The sequence below is a fragment of the Desulfobulbus oligotrophicus genome (assembly GCF_016446285.1).
In the GTDB taxonomy this organism is placed as follows: Bacteria; Desulfobacterota; Desulfobulbia; order Desulfobulbales; family Desulfobulbaceae; genus Desulfobulbus; species Desulfobulbus oligotrophicus.
On the sequence record NZ_CP054140.1, the window covers coordinates 1,329,607 to 1,344,732 of the forward strand.

At 53.9% G+C, this 15,126-nt stretch carries 13 protein-coding genes, 1 tRNA gene and 1 pseudogene; 1 reads left to right on the forward strand and 14 read right to left on the reverse strand.

Going from position 1 to position 15,126, the window contains the following annotated elements:
• Positions 1-116: 116 nt before the first annotated feature.
• From HP555_RS05935 to HP555_RS05960, 6 genes and pseudogenes are all read right to left on the reverse strand, one after another.
• Positions 117-1,331 (reverse strand): AI-2E family transporter, encoded by a 1,215-nt coding sequence (locus tag HP555_RS05935; RefSeq protein ID WP_199264258.1) that lies wholly within the window; start codon positions 1,329-1,331, stop codon positions 117-119.
• A gap of 56 nt (positions 1,332-1,387) precedes the next feature.
• Positions 1,388-2,671: pseudogene (gene bioA, locus HP555_RS05940) on the reverse strand (adenosylmethionine--8-amino-7-oxononanoate transaminase); the annotation flags it as partial.
• Entirely contained in the window at positions 2,668-3,642 is a 975-nt protein-coding gene (gene bioB / locus HP555_RS05945; RefSeq protein ID WP_199264260.1) for a biotin synthase BioB, read from the reverse strand. The pseudogene bioA and the gene bioB, both read right to left, overlap by 4 nt.
• A gap of 11 nt (positions 3,643-3,653) precedes the next feature.
• Entirely contained in the window at positions 3,654-4,274 is a 621-nt protein-coding gene (locus HP555_RS05950) for a hypothetical protein (protein ID WP_199264261.1), read from the reverse strand.
• A 29-nt stretch (positions 4,275-4,303) separates the two neighbouring features.
• Positions 4,304-4,867 carry an AmmeMemoRadiSam system protein A gene (gene amrA / locus HP555_RS05955; protein WP_199264262.1) on the reverse strand — a complete coding sequence of 188 codons (564 nt, stop codon included), beginning with the start codon at positions 4,865-4,867 and terminating at the stop codon, positions 4,304-4,306.
• A gap of 207 nt (positions 4,868-5,074) precedes the next feature.
• Positions 5,075-5,593 carry an LEA type 2 family protein gene (locus HP555_RS05960; protein WP_199264263.1) on the reverse strand — a complete coding sequence of 173 codons (519 nt, stop codon included), beginning with the start codon at positions 5,591-5,593 and terminating at the stop codon, positions 5,075-5,077.
• A 154-nt stretch (positions 5,594-5,747) separates the two neighbouring features.
• Here HP555_RS05960 and HP555_RS05965 point away from each other — a divergent pair.
• A tRNA-Ser gene (locus tag HP555_RS05965) sits at positions 5,748-5,837 on the forward strand.
• A 309-nt stretch (positions 5,838-6,146) separates the two neighbouring features.
• On the opposite strand, the gene HP555_RS05970 is transcribed toward HP555_RS05965, so the two are convergent.
• The 8 genes from HP555_RS05970 to HP555_RS06005 form a co-directional block, all read right to left on the reverse strand.
• A complete protein-coding gene (locus tag HP555_RS05970) occupies positions 6,147-7,163 on the reverse strand; it encodes a Fic family protein (RefSeq protein ID WP_233249265.1) in 1,017 nt (338 codons plus the stop codon).
• Positions 7,160-7,309: a hypothetical protein gene (locus tag HP555_RS05975; RefSeq protein WP_199264265.1), complete on the reverse strand. Its 150-nt coding sequence runs from the start codon at positions 7,307-7,309 to the stop codon at positions 7,160-7,162. Before HP555_RS05975 ends, HP555_RS05970 begins: the two co-directional genes overlap by 4 nt.
• Positions 7,306-8,400, reverse strand: a complete 1,095-nt coding sequence (locus tag HP555_RS05980) for an HNH endonuclease (RefSeq protein ID WP_199264266.1) — start codon at positions 8,398-8,400, stop codon at positions 7,306-7,308. The genes HP555_RS05975 and HP555_RS05980 overlap by 4 nt, the downstream gene beginning before the upstream one ends.
• Positions 8,400-10,187 carry a restriction system-associated AAA family ATPase gene (locus HP555_RS05985; protein WP_199264267.1) on the reverse strand — a complete coding sequence of 596 codons (1,788 nt, stop codon included), beginning with the start codon at positions 10,185-10,187 and terminating at the stop codon, positions 8,400-8,402. Before HP555_RS05985 ends, HP555_RS05980 begins: the two co-directional genes overlap by 1 nt.
• Complete coding sequence (locus HP555_RS05990) at positions 10,187-11,779, reverse strand: restriction endonuclease subunit S (RefSeq protein ID WP_199264268.1); 1,593 nt, start codon at positions 11,777-11,779, stop codon at positions 10,187-10,189. The genes HP555_RS05985 and HP555_RS05990 overlap by 1 nt, the downstream gene beginning before the upstream one ends.
• Positions 11,776-13,482, reverse strand: a complete 1,707-nt coding sequence (locus tag HP555_RS05995; RefSeq protein ID WP_199264269.1) for a type I restriction-modification system subunit M — start codon at positions 13,480-13,482, stop codon at positions 11,776-11,778. Before HP555_RS05995 ends, HP555_RS05990 begins: the two co-directional genes overlap by 4 nt.
• Positions 13,483-13,741: 259 nt before the next feature.
• The gene (locus tag HP555_RS06000; protein WP_199264270.1) at positions 13,742-14,119 is read right to left on the reverse strand and encodes a GxxExxY protein; all 378 of its coding nucleotides are present in this window, start codon (positions 14,117-14,119) and stop codon (positions 13,742-13,744) included.
• Between the two features lie 113 nt (positions 14,120-14,232).
• Complete coding sequence (locus HP555_RS06005) at positions 14,233-15,057, reverse strand: KilA-N domain-containing protein (protein WP_199264271.1); 825 nt, start codon at positions 15,055-15,057, stop codon at positions 14,233-14,235.
• Positions 15,058-15,126 lie beyond the last annotated feature (69 nt).

The window sequence follows — 15,126 nt, forward strand, 5'->3', positions numbered from 1 at the left end:
GTTGTTTCTCTGTTGTTGTGATAGGCTGTGCATCAGATGCGGGTGAATACGACTGGTTTTTTGGCTGGGCGGATAACTCTGTTTGCTGTTTCAATGTACGTCATCGCAACGGCTGTTCAGTCGGTTTTTTCGGATGTATCGCAACCGGCCTGTGCTGCGGGAGGCTCGGTTTTTTCCTTAACAACACCTGGTATCGGCGTTGATTCGACCGGTTCAGGTTGCAGTGCTGTCGGGTGTTCCGGCGTGGATGTATCGGGTTCAGAACGAAACAGCGGCCCGACTTCAGGCAGATAGTCTGCAAAGACATTGCCGTAAATCTCCCAGATGGTGGTGAACAGCGCAGCGATGATCGGACCGATGATAATACCCAGGATGCCGAACATGGTGATTCCGCCAAGGGTGCCGAACAGGATCAGGAGATCATGCAGTTCAGTATCTTTTCCCACCAGTCTCGGTCGGACGATGTTATCAAGGTTACCGGCTATCGCACCACAGAGAACGGCCAGAATCCCCACGCCGAGAAACTCTCCCTTCAGGGCCAGCAGGATCAGTGCCGGTCCCCAGATGATGGCCGTGCCGAAAGCGGGGATGATCGACAGGACAGCCATCATTGCCCCCCAGAAGACCGGTGCCTGAATACCTGCCAGCAGGAAGGCGAATCCGCAGACAGTTCCCTGGAGGGCACCGATGATCAATGTCCCTTTCAGCGTTGCTTTGGTAACCGAGGTGAAACGGTGCAGCAGTCTCTGCTCGTCACTGTCCTGCAGCGGCAGAAAGTAGAGTATCTTTTTCAGCAGCGTCTCCCCGATGGTGAGGAAATAGAACATTGCATAGAGCATGATGATGCTGCTGAATACGGCACCAACGGTCATCTTGGTGACTTCAGACAGACTGTTGATCAAAAAGGTGGAGACATTGCCGACCAGTAACCCTGCTTTTTCGATGATCAGGGTGCGATACGGTAAGATCTGCTCGTAGTAGGGGAGCTTCTGCATGTAGGTTGTGAGCGTGGTCGGCTCGTTGATAAAAGACTGCACCCAGGGCGTAATTGATTGGCTTACGCTGACGGCCTGCGCAACCACCACCCCGATAAAGAGAGATAACGGTATCAGAACAAGCAGAATGATACCGGCAATAATGAGGATCGAGGCGAGATTTGTCCGGTTGCCGAGCTTTTTGGTCAGCCAGCGATGCGTGGGGCTGAGGATGGCGGCAAAGAGAGCGGCCATGAACATGGGCATCAGAAACTGCCGGATCATGCCGAGAAAGAGGGCTGAGATGAGCAGCACAAGGAGAAGAAGTATGGTCTTATGCACCAGTTCCCGTTTCATGGATCTTTCAGCCTGGCGTGGAGGAGTTGTTGGAAAATGACTGTTTGTGTGCGTGCTTAAACCGTCATGGCCGCGGCCTGCACCAGGGTTGAGGTGAGCTTTGACAGATCATCCGGATCAATGATATACGACGGCATAAGATAGAGCAGACGACCAAAGGGGCGAACCCAGACCCCCTGATCGACAAAAAATCGCTGCAGTAAAGCCATGTTCACCGGTTTGTGGGTCTCGATGACACCAATGGCTCCCAGGACCCGGACATCTGCCACGGTTGGCAGCTCAATCGCCGGTGTCAGCTCGTCTTTTAACTGACGTTCAATGGCCAGAACCCGTTCCTGCCAGGGCGTTGTCAGCAGCAGCTGTGTGGAGGCGCAGGCAACCCGGCAGGCAAGGGCGTTGCCCATGAAGGTCGGTCCATGCATGAAAACGCCCGGCGCTGCTTCAGAGATGGCTGTGGCCACTTCGGTGGTGGCCATTGTGGCGGCCAGGGTCATAGTACCGCCGGTGATGGCTTTGCCCACGCACATGATGTCCGGGCTGATTCCGGCGTGTTCGGCGGCAAAGAAAACGCCGGTACGGCCAAAGCCGGTGGCTATTTCATCAAAAATCAGAAGTATCTCATACTGATCGCACAGCTGCCGTAAGCCGCGCAGGTATTCGGGATGATAGAACCACATGCCGCCCGCTCCCTGGACGATGGGTTCGATGATGACGGCTGCTATCTCATGATGGTGGCGGGCCAGCAGTTGTGCCATGGCTGTCAGGTCGTTCTTGTTCCAGGCGGCATCAAACCGGCATTGGGGGCGTGGCGCAAAGAGTTGACGAGGCAGTGCACCCTCAAACAGAGTATGCATGCCGGTAACCGGATCACAGACAGACATGGCATGAAAGGTGTCACCATGGTAGCCGCCGTGTACGGTTGCCAGCCGATGTCGCTGCGGCCGGCCAACAGCCTGCTGGTATTGGAGGGCCATTTTTAACGCGACTTCAACACTGACGGAACCGGAATCACAGAGAAACACCTTATCAAGAGGATCCGGTGTCAGTTCAATCAGCAGGCGGGCAAGATCAACGGCAGGGTCGTGGGTCAGGCCGCCGAACATCACGTGGGCCATACGTTCGCTCTGTTCGCGGATGGCCTCCACCAACACCGGATGACCATACCCGTGAACAGCACACCACCATGAAGACATCCCATCGATTAATTCCTGGCCGGTATGCAGACGGATGCGCACGCCGGCAGCCGAGGTTACAGGGTAGACCGGCAGAGGATGGGTGGTGGAGGTGTAGGGATGCCAGAGATGGTTTCGGTCAAATTGGAGCAGGGAGTCGACATTCATAAAGCAGGTCTCTCAAAAGTAAAACCCATGGCTGCGAGCCGGTGCAGGTCGTCGGCAATCCCGGCACCGGTGGTGGTCAGGTAGTTACCGACAATGGCTCCGTTTGCTCCGGCAGCAAAGCAGCGATACTGGTCGTCGCCCAGCTGCTGCCGGCCGCCGGCCATGCGAATGACCGCATCAGGATTAATAAACCGGAACAGAGCCACTGTGGTCAGCACCTCTTCTGTTGACAACGGTACCAGCTCAGCCAAGGGTGTGCCGGCAATCGGGGTGAGGATGTTGATCGGGATTGATTTAACGCCAAGATCCCGCAGTTCAAAGGCCATGTCAATCCGGTCAGCCATTGTTTCGCCCATCCCGAGAATACCGCCGGAGCAGAGCGACATGCCTGTTTCTTGAGCCAGGCGCAGGGTCTGGACCTTTTCTTCCCAGGTGTGGGTGGTGCAGACTTCTGGAAAGTAATTCTGTGAGGCCTCCAGGTTACAGTGGTAGCGTCGGACACCGGCGGCGTACAGGGTGTCAGCGGTGTGCTGATCAAGAAACCCTGCGGAGGCGCAGAACAGCATGGAGGTTGCCCCGGTCATTTGTCGGTAGAGCCGGGTCAGTGCGGCCAGGGTGTCAGCGGAAAGATGATGGCCGCTGGTCACCAGGGACAGGCGGTGGACACCGAAGTGGTCGTTGTCCAGTGCCTGGTGCATGGCCTCATCTTCGGCAATGACCTGGTAGGTGGTGATACCGGTGTGATGTCTGGCCGATTGTGCGCAGAAACGGCAGTTTTCTGTACAGTTGCCGCTTTTGGCATTGATGATCGAGCAAAGGTCGAAATGATCGCCCATAAAGTGACGACGCAGAGCATCAGCGGCTTGCCACAGATCCTGTTGATCTGCAGTGAGCAGGCTGAGGGCTGCCGGCCGGTCAATCGCTGTTCCGGCCAGGACGGCGTCTGAGATCTGTTGAACGGTGATATCCATAGAAGTTGCAGTTAATTCTGGTTGATGGTGACTCGGGGTGGGCCATTGACGATCATCTCGGCAATGGTCAACCTGACTCTCGGTACGCGGGCCTGCAGCTCGCCCAGCAATCTCATCTCCAGCCGGACCAGTCGCTGGAAAAGGGCTGTGCGTTCCATTGCCGGGGCATCGGTTGGCCGGGCATAGGTTTTGTTGACTATTTCCTGACACCGAAAACAACCGGGGAACCGGTGATGGCGGCCGTCGGGACTGGTGAGGGTTGCCGGTACACCGTGGGTCCGGCAGATCATCAGTCGATGGCTGTACAGGCTGCACAGCCCGCCTTCGTTCAGGGGGCACATGAGCTGCGGGCGTTCACTGCGGGCAAGCACGAGCCGGCTTTGACTGATATAGTCCTGTGCGCGCTGTATCACCCGGTCCAGCTGTTCTTTTGGCAAGTCTTTAAGCCCTTCCCACAGATAGGCCCATTCGCTGTAGGTATGGTGAAGGAAGTAGGAATCGCAGCAGTTATCGGAACATCCGGTACAGCTCAGGGAGATTTTTTCTGCGGTCTGATCATAGGCAGAAGCCATGGACTGGTAGATCGCAGCGATCTCACCGGAGAGCTCAGGAGGTAAACAGAGTTCATTCATAGGAGGTGATACTGTAATATAGGTCTACCCTAGGCAAAGGATTGTACCTGATAGGTGGAGATGGTCAGTTGTTCCGATCGCCAGGTCGTATCGGCTAAACCGGCCTTGCGGCAGAGATGGTCAAGAAATGTTGCCGCATCCGGGAGTTGCCGCCATACCTGGGGCAGGAAGGTGGCGCCGGTACCACCCGACCCGTTGAGGATAACACCATCGATATCCGGCCGCAGCTGCTCAAGCAGTTCGTTCACATCGCGGTACACAAGCGGCTCAGGTGTGGTCAGCACCGAGACCTCAATGTGCAGGTCCGGCAACTCGTCGACGGTCAGGGGAGCAAAACGCTGATCATGGAAGGCTGCGTTCAGTGCCTGTCGCTGCACACCCTGGACAATCGATTCCACTGCGGTCAGGCTGCCGATGCATCCCCGCAGAGCACCCTGTTTATGTAGAGTGACAAAGATACCGCGTTTTTCCTGGAGCGCCGGATCGGTCAGTTCCTTCTGAGAAGCAGGAGAAGAGGGGGAGACCCCGAGATGGGTTTCGATCTGCTGACGGGCAAGTCGTATGAGCAGTTGGCCTTGTTGTTGTGTAAGCACGTACCTTCCTTGCATGAATGATATAAAAAACGTACCTCAGGGTACTGTCCCGTCCAGTCAGCACTACTGTCTGCAACAACAGCGGGGCAACACGGTTTGCGGTAAAAGAGGGGGCAGTTGCCACGGTCGTTCGACCCGGTGACGTTGAGTTTGTCTGTGTGCGCCGAGCCGTCCGATTTCCGGCTGGTGGAGATCGGTACAGAGTGGTCAGCGGGGTGGTGTCAGCCCTTTGAGGGACAGCTCACCAGAGGATTTGAAGGGCACTTCCCGTTTAAATCCGTGCACACCGATACGCACAACCCCCTTCAGCAGGTACGGAACCGGTTTGTCCTTGGTCGATGGTTTTCCGGCGGTGTGTAACAGGTCCGCCACCGAGGCAACCATATCAAGTACCGAGGCGTAGACCTCAACCGGTACAACTGTACTGCCAAAGGCAGGGACTGTCTGGCTGCTGTCACTGATGCCGTTGGCAAAGTGCCGTTTGTTGAGTTCCAGTGTGCAGTTGATACCGTGCAGGTCAAGGGGGACATCATTGGGGTTCATCACCCGCAGCTTAATCAGAAATATACCCTCCATGGCCCGGATATCCTGAATTCGGATGTCTGCCACGGAAATTTTCGGATCTTCCTTCAGGCCGTACAGCGCAGCGCAACCACTCAAAAACAGCAGCACGCACGCAATCAAAGGGAACATGAAGGCTTTCAAGTGCTGTTGAGAATAAGGCATAACCGCTCCCTTAAAGTAGAAAAATAACTGGTCCAGTTTTACCTAGGGGCATAAACAATGTCAACAGCTCTCTGGAAAAGTTCATCTTGTGGAGGAAACGGTGGTTGTTGAGTTGACGTTGCGCCGGGAAAGCGGTATCAATACCATCGTTTGCGGAGGGGTGCCGGAGTGGTTGAACGGGGCGGTCTCGAAAACCGTTGTGGGGGTGACTCCACCCAGGGTTCGAATCCCTGCCTCTCCGCCAACTTTCATGTATTACGGGGGGAAGGTATTTTAAGGAAATCCCACCTGCCGCCCAACATAAAAAGAATGCTTGAGCTTTTTCCGGATAAAATAAAAAACAGAGAAAGCTCAACGGCCTGCCCATCCTTTGTTATTGATCTGCTTTTTTGCTGACTCTTTTTTAACTCTTTAGTCCCTCCCGTTACCTTCCCACAGGTCACCAGCTCGTTGGACCGCTTTCAGATAATAGCGCCCTCTTGATACATTGCCATGAGCATGTCACCATCGATCTGTTCCGCCATGGCGCGAGTTTGTCGCAAGTATTCCTCTGCTACTTGTCGGCATGGTGTTGCAGCCAACGCCGGCCTTGAGCGGTCAACCGATAGCGCTGGGTCGGGCTGCGCGGGGAAGCGGGTTGTGTGCGTTCGATCCATGCGCCTTCCAGGGCCGGGTTGAGGTAGTTGTTCCGAAACGTGGGGCGGTGGGACAAATCCAAAGCCTGCATCAAATCGTTGCTGCCCAGTTCGCCGCTTCCGATCGCCTGGATCAATGCCGCTACTTGGTCGGTTACTTGATCGGTTACTTGGTCGGTGGACACGGCTTCGGCCACGGCATCGCGTAACGCACCCAGCATGAACTCAACAAAAGGGGTGGCATCCGCTTGGCTGTCGGCCACCGCAAGTACCCGGTAATAATCTTCCTGGCGATTACGGATCACTGTCTCCACCGGCAGATAGGCCAGCAGCGGCTTCCAGTTGCGGAGAATCAAGGTTTGCCACAACCGACCCATGCGGCCGTTGCCGTCGGCAAAGGGATGGATGAATTCGAACTCGTAGTGAAAAATGCAACCGGCTACCAAGGGATGCTCGGCGGTGTTTTCCAGCCATTCCAGCAGATCCGCCATCAGTTTGGGCACACGATCAGCAGGAGGAGCCATGTGGACCAACTGCTCGCCCCGGAAGATGCCGACCCCGCCGGATCGATAGCGACCCGTTTCATCCACCAGACCACGCATCAACAACGCATGCGCCGCCAACAGATCCTCCTCCACACCGGTGTTCCAGCCCTCCATAGCCTCGTAGGTCGCAAAGGCGTTTAGCACCTCCTGAATCTCGCGAGGATGTCCCAACACCCGTTTACCCTCAATCACAGCGGTCACCTGTTCAAGGGTAAGCGTGTTGTTCTCGATGGCCAGTGAGGCCTGGATGGTACGGATACGGTTTTCCCGGCGCAGGCGCGGAGCCAGCTTCTGTTCGGCCAGCACGGTGTAGCGCCCGATGGTTTCACTGATTTCGGCAACCAGATTCACTATCGCCGGTGTGATGGTGTAGGGCGGCTGATATGTCACGTTGCCTCCGCTGCTGTTTGAAATGGTGCAAACCATGTCGTACCGTACCCCAGCTCAAAGTGATTCCTCGTAAAAGATACCCGTTCGATGCGGATGATCGCCTGGACCATGCGGTTGATAATGGTGAATGCAGGGGTGAAAATCATGGTGCGGCTCCCTCCATTGCAATGGCATCAAACAGACCGGACAACTGGCATGCGTCGAGAAAAGGTTTTCTGAGGAAATTGCAGTCGGCGTACGGACAGTTTTTAGCCTGCTGGGCATGCATAGCCAAGATGTCGGCGGGTTGCTTGCCATACGCCTGGCATTCGTCGAGTACCTGCATCAACCAGTACTTGCCGTCGTTTTCTCCACAGAGTTTAGCCTTGTAACGCTCATTGAGGCCATAGATCTCTTTCCAGGTCTCGATCTCCTCGTGGAGGGTAGCCGGGCCAAAGGTGAGTTGGATGTCGGCAGGTGTCAGACGATCAATATCCGGGCTGTTAAGATCAACGGTAATCTCGATATCGTGGGAACCGGTCGCATAGGGATAGAAGGCCTTGCGTCGACCAGCGGCATTGCATGCCGGGTCGCGGCTGAGTTTGTAGGCACTGTTGCACTCGTGGCAAGTGGGGACGAGGTTGTGGAAATTAATCGAATTGAAGGGATAAAGCGCCTTGGGCAAATAATGGTCATAGGCCTCGCGTTTGGTGTGGCGTACCCCCTTGATGTCACTAAGACCACAGAACGGGCATTTGCCGGTGGTGTTTGTCTGCATAAAGGCCTGGTAGTGCTCATCAATCTGGCCGATCTTTTCCCGCAGCGCCGCAAGATCGAGCAGTTGTTGGGAATAGAGCCTCTTGAAAAATGACGCCAGTCGTTCGCTTAGGTCAGGATGGATGGCGGCGATATCGACATAGCGGACGATCTGAACCGCCGGATCATTAGCACAGACCTTTTCGATGTCATTGTTGGCCTGGTACCATTGTTTGAACTGGCCGATCTGCACCGAGGTTAATGGAGCAAAAAGTTCATAGATAGCTTTGATGTCTTTGTAAAACTGCTTGCCACGCTCGGGGGCATTCGCCGCAAACCCAAAAGCTGAAAGAACTTCTCTTAGGTCTGGCTCGTTTTCAAACAGATCGAGACGGAAAGCCAATCCGATAGGCGCTTTACACCACACCTCAAAAAAGATGAAGTCGATAAACTCCTGCATCTTCTCCATCGCATGGGGGACATAGGTATAGGCAAACAGCATCAGTCTCTGCCCTCCATGCTGTCGAGAATGGTCTTGATAAGCAGTACCTTTTCCACTGAGTCACCAAGCTGGCGGTTGATCTCAGCGATGAGCTGCTCTTTGTCTTTACCATCCTCAAAATCTTGACGGAACTTTTTCAGTTTATCTTGTGCAAAACCGCCGATAGTCTCGCGTTTGCCGAAGGTAGCCATGGTGATCTTGTTAATGGATGCACCGAGAGTGTTGTATTCGGGATTTTTGACGCTGACCTCGCCAGTCTTTTCGTGCTTGCTGAACACCAGCACCTTTTCCGGTCGGCTGTCGGAGATCAGAAACGGGGTGTGAGTGGTGACCAGCATCTCCTGACCTTTGCTTTCGCCAAAACTTTGATGCAGGCGGGTGACGAAGTTGGCGCGCCAGTCGGGATTGAAATGGGTCTCTGGCTCGTCGAGCAGAAAGAGGCTCTGGGTCTTCTTGAACAGCAGGCAGAGACCCAGGGTGTGGAGCAGTTGATGTTCGCCGTCGGAAAGGTCCTTGAGCATCACCGACTCGGTCACGTCGGTCTTGCGGAACTTGACGAGCTTGAAGCGCATGATGCGCTCGTCCGAGGCCAGGGTCGGCACTGTCTCGCTCACATAGTGGCTGTCGGACTGGTACAGATCGGCCTTCAACTGATCGCTGACGGAAAAGAGGTTCAGCGTCAGCAGCACCTGAAAAGCCTGGAACAGGGCAATGGGCGAGCTGTTGATCTCGAAATCAAAGTTCTCGCGGAAGGCCTGCCGGGTGGCCTCATTGACCCAATAATCGAAAATGAGGGTGTCGTTGTCCTCGTCGAGATACCAGCAGGTGGCGCAGCGTTTCAGGCGAGGAATTATCTTATCACTGGTATTGTCACCGTCCAGCAGATGCACCAGATTGACGCGATACCGCTTAGTCTGGCTCTCGTCTTCGATAACGCTCAGGGCCGGGTGGTTTTTGACAATCTCTTCGATGGTCTCCCGCCTGTTCTCGTCCTGACTGCCGAAGGCGGGAATCCGGCTTTCGTCTACCTCGATGCTGCGCCGAATGATGATGCGGAACTCTTTGATCGCCTCAATTTTTACATCTTGGCCCAGGAACGCGATCGTATCGGCATCCTGAAGCAGCAAGTTGCAGAGCAGAATCGCCTGGCTGAAACCGCTGTCGAGGTAGACCAGCCGTGATTCCGGGCGGCCCGGATAGGGTAACTGCTGCTTCAGCGCTTGGTCATATTCGTCGAACTGGACAAAGCGCATCTTGAAAAACGGCAGACTGAGGATTTCGTTCTCACCGGAAGAGTAGCCCAGAACATATTCCGGCAGCAGTTGGCGGGCCAGGGTCTGGCTGATGGGCAGATCCACCGCACCTTCCTGCTCTGCATAGTTGAGGAGAAACCACTTGGGCGCTTCACCGGGTTGCTTGACGATGCGCACATGGGCCTGACCGTTGTGGCCCTTGGTCGTCAAGGCATCCTGCGGACGGATCAGATATTCGATCTCGAAACCGTCCGGAATGGCGGTTTCACTGCGAAATCCGCCGGGGTTGGTTTCTTCCTCAAAACGAAAACTGTCCGGCAGGTTTTCCAGATAGATGCACTCCAGGTGGTAGAAGATCGCCGCCAGCGCCTCCAGCAGGTTCGACTTGCCGCTGCCGTTCGGGCCGGCACAGACAAACGGAGCAAAGTCCTGCTCCTCCTGCAAGTTCCAGTCGTTGCGGAAGTGGTACTCAAAACCAGCTTGCAGGCTGCGAAAGCCCTTTGGGTCGGTGATTTTAAGTCTCAGCAGCTTCATTACAATCTCGATTTCCGACTTCGCAGAATCACTTGGTTGCCGAACTGCTTCTTTTCGTTGATGCTGATTATATTTCTGGTCTGCTTTATCTTACCCGATGCAATTTTTTTAAACACCCAGGCCTTGAGTTCGTCGTATTCCACCGCGCCCCAGTTCGGTGCATCGTCTTCCGACAGCTCCCACAGGCGCCCCCGGGCGGCATCCATAAAATCTTGCGCGGCAAAGGGTGCATTACCCAGTTGCTCCAGCCAGGCATTCAGCCACTTGCCCAGCAGGGATTTACGGCCTTCAATGGTTTGCAAGACGGTAAGTTCTTCGGGTGCAGGCAACTCGAACGATGGCTCCATGGGTTGTTTTTCCTCTACATCGATCTTTTCTTCTTCAAAAATATCAGGGGATTCCGCTGGCAGCACTACCCGCGACAGGTCCAACTCGCCCTTGAAGGCCTTCTGGCTCAGTGCGCCATAGAGGTTTTCCAGATCAGCCAAACTTTGCTGGTAGCGGGACTTGAGGGCCTCGACCTTTTCGACGATGGTTGCGAATCGATTTTGGAGGTCGAACGGCGGCTTGATCATTGTGATCTTTTCGAAGTCGCCTTTGGTCAAAATTTTCTTCATCCCCTTTGATGCATGACTTTGAACGTAGGCTTTGGAAATCTTGAACAAGCCGTACAAAAAGAGCGGATTGACATCCAGCTCTGGTTGGATGGCGTTGATTTGCTGGTTAAACGCAACTGTTCTGTCTGTCAGTGCTGCCCGCCCGATAGACTCAACGCTTCCGGCTATACAGGCCACCATAAGAGCACCCTTCGTTACAGTTCGCGCTTTGATTGACCCAGTTTCTGAGAGATATTCTACAGCCTGACTTATAAAAACAGAGTCAGCCGAAATATTGTCTGTCTTTATCCATTCAATGTATCGACTCGAATAGTTGGACGGGTCTTTTTTTGGAGGAGTATTTCCCGTCGAAATCTTGCCAAAATGCCTCAATTCCGGTTTGTCCCACCCCTTCTCATTCCGCACGGGGTCGCCGAACATCTCCAGAAAGACGCTTTTGAGCAGGTCGTCGAGTTGTTGTAGGTGTTGTTTGCGCTGGGCGATCAGCCCTTCCACCTTGCCGAGCAGATGAGCAATGCGCTTTTGGTCGTCGATTTCCTCAGGTATCGGAATTTCGTAGCCCTGAATCTCTCCGAGGCTGATGGCTGGATACGCTGGGTCTTTGATAAGGCTTGAAGGCGGGAATTGTTTGAGCGCAAGTCGAAGATAATCCCTATGAACGTTGTCTTTCGAAGTCAAGATGGCCAAGTGACTGACGACATAGGCAGAATTTTGCAAAATATAAATGCGATCCTTCGTCGCAGACATGCCGCTTTTCGCGAAAAGAATCGAGCCCTTAGGGTAGAGCTTCAGCTTTCGTTTTTTAGCCGTTTCTGCAGGCACCAGTTCAAGGTTGGACTCACTTTTACCGGCGAGCAAATCTTCCAGACTGCCAGCGCGAACGAAGGGAACGCCGCTATCGGAAAATTCATCCGGCTTAGGAGCACCTTGCCCTGCGGTGACGTTCGCAATTAAACTAAGCGGAACTTTTCTCATCCCACCATCCCCTTCAACTCCAGCAACTCCCGCACAATCCCGCTCTCAACTCCATCCAGCAACTTTCCGTGTTTTCCGTGCCTTCCGTGGTTAACAAACTCTTCCCCAAGCTCTGCCACCAGCAGCCGCTCCAATATCACCCTCGGCGCATCGTACTGCACCTCCTCAAAAACATCGGTCTTGTAACGTGATAGCGAGAGATCGAAGTTGTTCTTCTCGTCGGCAATTTCGCTGCGTGCCACCATAAAGCACTTGTGCTCATCCGTAATGGTGCGGTCTTCGACGTCTGTTTCGGGATTGCGCCCATGGAAGCACGCCACAATATCCTGCAAATCCCCATAGCCTTCCTGCTTGCTGCGCTTGTCATCCAGCGAGTAACCGTCGGCCTGCATCTCGTAGAACCAGACATGTTCGGTGGCCGGCTGCGTCACCTTGTCCTTCGGCCCCCAGACCTTGGTAAAGAGCAGAATGGCGGTGCTGACCCCGGCGTAGGGCTTGAATACGCCGCTGGGCATGGTGATGACGGCCTTCAAGTCGCAACGCTCCAGCAGCAGCTTTCGCAGGGTCTTGAACGCGCGGCCGGAGCCGAACAGCACCCCTTGCGGCACGATAACGCAGGCGGTGCCGCCCATTCTCAGCAGCCGGTAGATGTTTTCCACAAAGAGCAGCTCGGTCTTGGTGGTGGAGAGGCTCAGGTTTTCATTGATGTCGCCCTTGTCGATGGAGCCGGTAAAGGGCGGGTTGGCCATGATGATGTCGTATTCGGCCTCCTCGTTGTAGCTCTTGGAGAGGGTGTCCTTGTAGTCGATGTTGGGCTCGTCGATGCCGTGCATCATCAGGTTCATCAGCCCCAGGCGTACCATGGTCTGATCGATGTCGTAACCGTATAGGCTTTCCTGCAGAATGGTTTGGCGCTTTTCATCGAAAGCCGCTGCTACCGAAGTACGGACAAAGCCGTCCTCATCGGGCTGCACGTCTTTTGAACCGGCCTTTTTCGCCAGCTCGGTGACAATGTACTGGTAGGCTCCGAGCAGAAAGCCACCGGAACCGCAGGCCGGATCCCCGATGCGGTGGCCCAGTTGCGGCCGCACCAGATCGGCCATCAGTTGGATGATATGGCGCGGGGTGCGGAACTGGCCGTTCTTGCCGGCGGTGGCGATCTCGGACAGCAGCATCTCGTACACATCGCCCTGGATGTCCTGAAAGGCCTGGCCCTTCTCCCTGGAGTCCTGCTCCATGATCTCGAAGATCTCGTCAATGGTCTTCACCGCCTCCACCAGGAGTGCTGGTTTGGGAATGATGAACACGGCGTTTTTCATGTGACGGGTGAAGTTGGACTCGGTACCATTCATGTCCTTGAGGAAGGGGAAGACCTTGGTCTGCACATGCTGGAGCATCTCCTCGGCCTGCATGTGCTTGAATTCGCTCCAGCGCAGGGTGCGTTTTTCAATGGCATACTGTTCGGGGTTTTGCCGATCCCGATACTCGGTCGGAATCCACTGACCCGCGAACCTGGAGGTGTAGGGCTCTCCGATCCACTCGGCATCGGCCTGCTTCTTCTGATCCAGCTCATCAAGCCGTTTCATAAACAGCAGGTAGGTGATCTGCTCAATGGCGGTGAGCGGGTTGGAGATGCCGCCGGACCAGAACTTGTTCCAGAGCTGGTCGATCTTGCTTTTGAGTTCGGGGTTGTTTTGCAGCATGGTTCTATTCCTTTTTAACCACGGAAGACACGGACAACACGGAAGATTTGTTTTTTACCACTGAAGACACGGACAACACGGAAAAATGAAGGTGTTGTCATCTGTGTGTTCGGTGTATTCCGTGGTTCATAAAATCAGTTGTTCTGCAACCTGGGTAGATTTGTTTTTTACCACGGAAGACACGGACAACACGGAAAAGAGAGTTTATTTTTGTCTGTGTTTTCTGTGTTTTCCGTGGTTAAAATAATTTTGTCGTGGTTCATAAAATCAGTCTTTCGATCTGTGCCATTGGGTGGCTGCCGAAGTTGACCAGCAGGCCAAGTCTCAGATCCGTTGCTTTCAGGTAGTTCAACACCTGTGCCTTGTGTTCCGGTGCGATGGTTTTAATGGCTTTCAGTTCGACAATAACCCGTTCAAAGCAGATCAGGTCAGGTTTGTACGTCTGACGCAACCTTGTGCCTTTGTAGTTCAGCCGCAATTCCGGTTGCGATACAAACGGGATGCCTCTTAAAATAAGCTCCTTTTCGAGACATTCCTGATAGACCGGCTCCAGGAAACCAGAGCCCATCTCTCGGTAAACATTGAAGATCGCACCGCGTATGGCAAAGGTCTCTTCCTCAAAAAGCAACTGACTCATTTCCGTGTCTTCCGTGTTTTCCGGGGTTCATATTTTTTACCACGGAAGGCACGGAGAGCACGGAAAAAGAATTTGTTATCGTCCGTGTTTTTCTGTGCATTCCGTGGTTCAATTTAGTCATTTTTTTCCAGTTGCTTAACGTTTCTGTCCGCAAGCAGGAGTTTCATCTGGTGTATGGCGGTCTGGTTCAGAATTTTCAGGCGCTCGGCCTGGGGCAGCCCCTGATGAATGAAATGGGCATTCAGGGTTTCGAGGTTGGCCAGACAGACAAGCTGGGAGACATTGGCTTTGTCGCGGATATTGCCTTTGTAGTTTGGGTTTTCATCCCGCCACTGCTTCGCGGTTTTGCCGAACAGAGCCATATTGAGCAGATCCGCTTCGCTGGCATAGATGAAATTGATCTGCTGAGGCGATAGCTCGGGCGGGATCAGGTTTGTCTTGATAGCGTCGGTGTGGATGCGGTAATTGATTTTCGTCAGGTTGCGACGGATATCCCAGCCGAGTTGCTGGAGTTCCTGCTCTTTGAGACGCTGAAACTCCTTGATCAGGTAAAGTTTGAATTGAGGAGATATCCACGAAGCAAATTCAAAGGCAATGTCTTTGTGGGCGTAGGTTCCACCATAGCGTCCGGCCTTGGCGATGATCCCAATCGAGTCAGTCTTTTCAACCCATTGTTTAACCGACAAAACAAAACGGTTCAGGCCCGCTTGGCTTTTAATTCCCTCGAATTCGGGGGAATTAAAACCGGGGTTGTAGATTTCCTCCCAAATACCCAGAAACTCTATGGTGTTTTTGTTTCGAAGCCATTTCTCAATCAGTGCCAGTCCGTTTTCGATATCGCGCACCATGTCGGTCAACGAAATATAATCCTGCTTGTTTTCTTGCAGAACGGTAATCTGACTGCCTTGTACGGATATTTTTTGTTTTTTCCCGCTCACTTCATCCCTCCTGCCAAATTCCAACAGAACCGGTTTTCAAATATGGCGAATTAGCCGTAATTGGGCTCA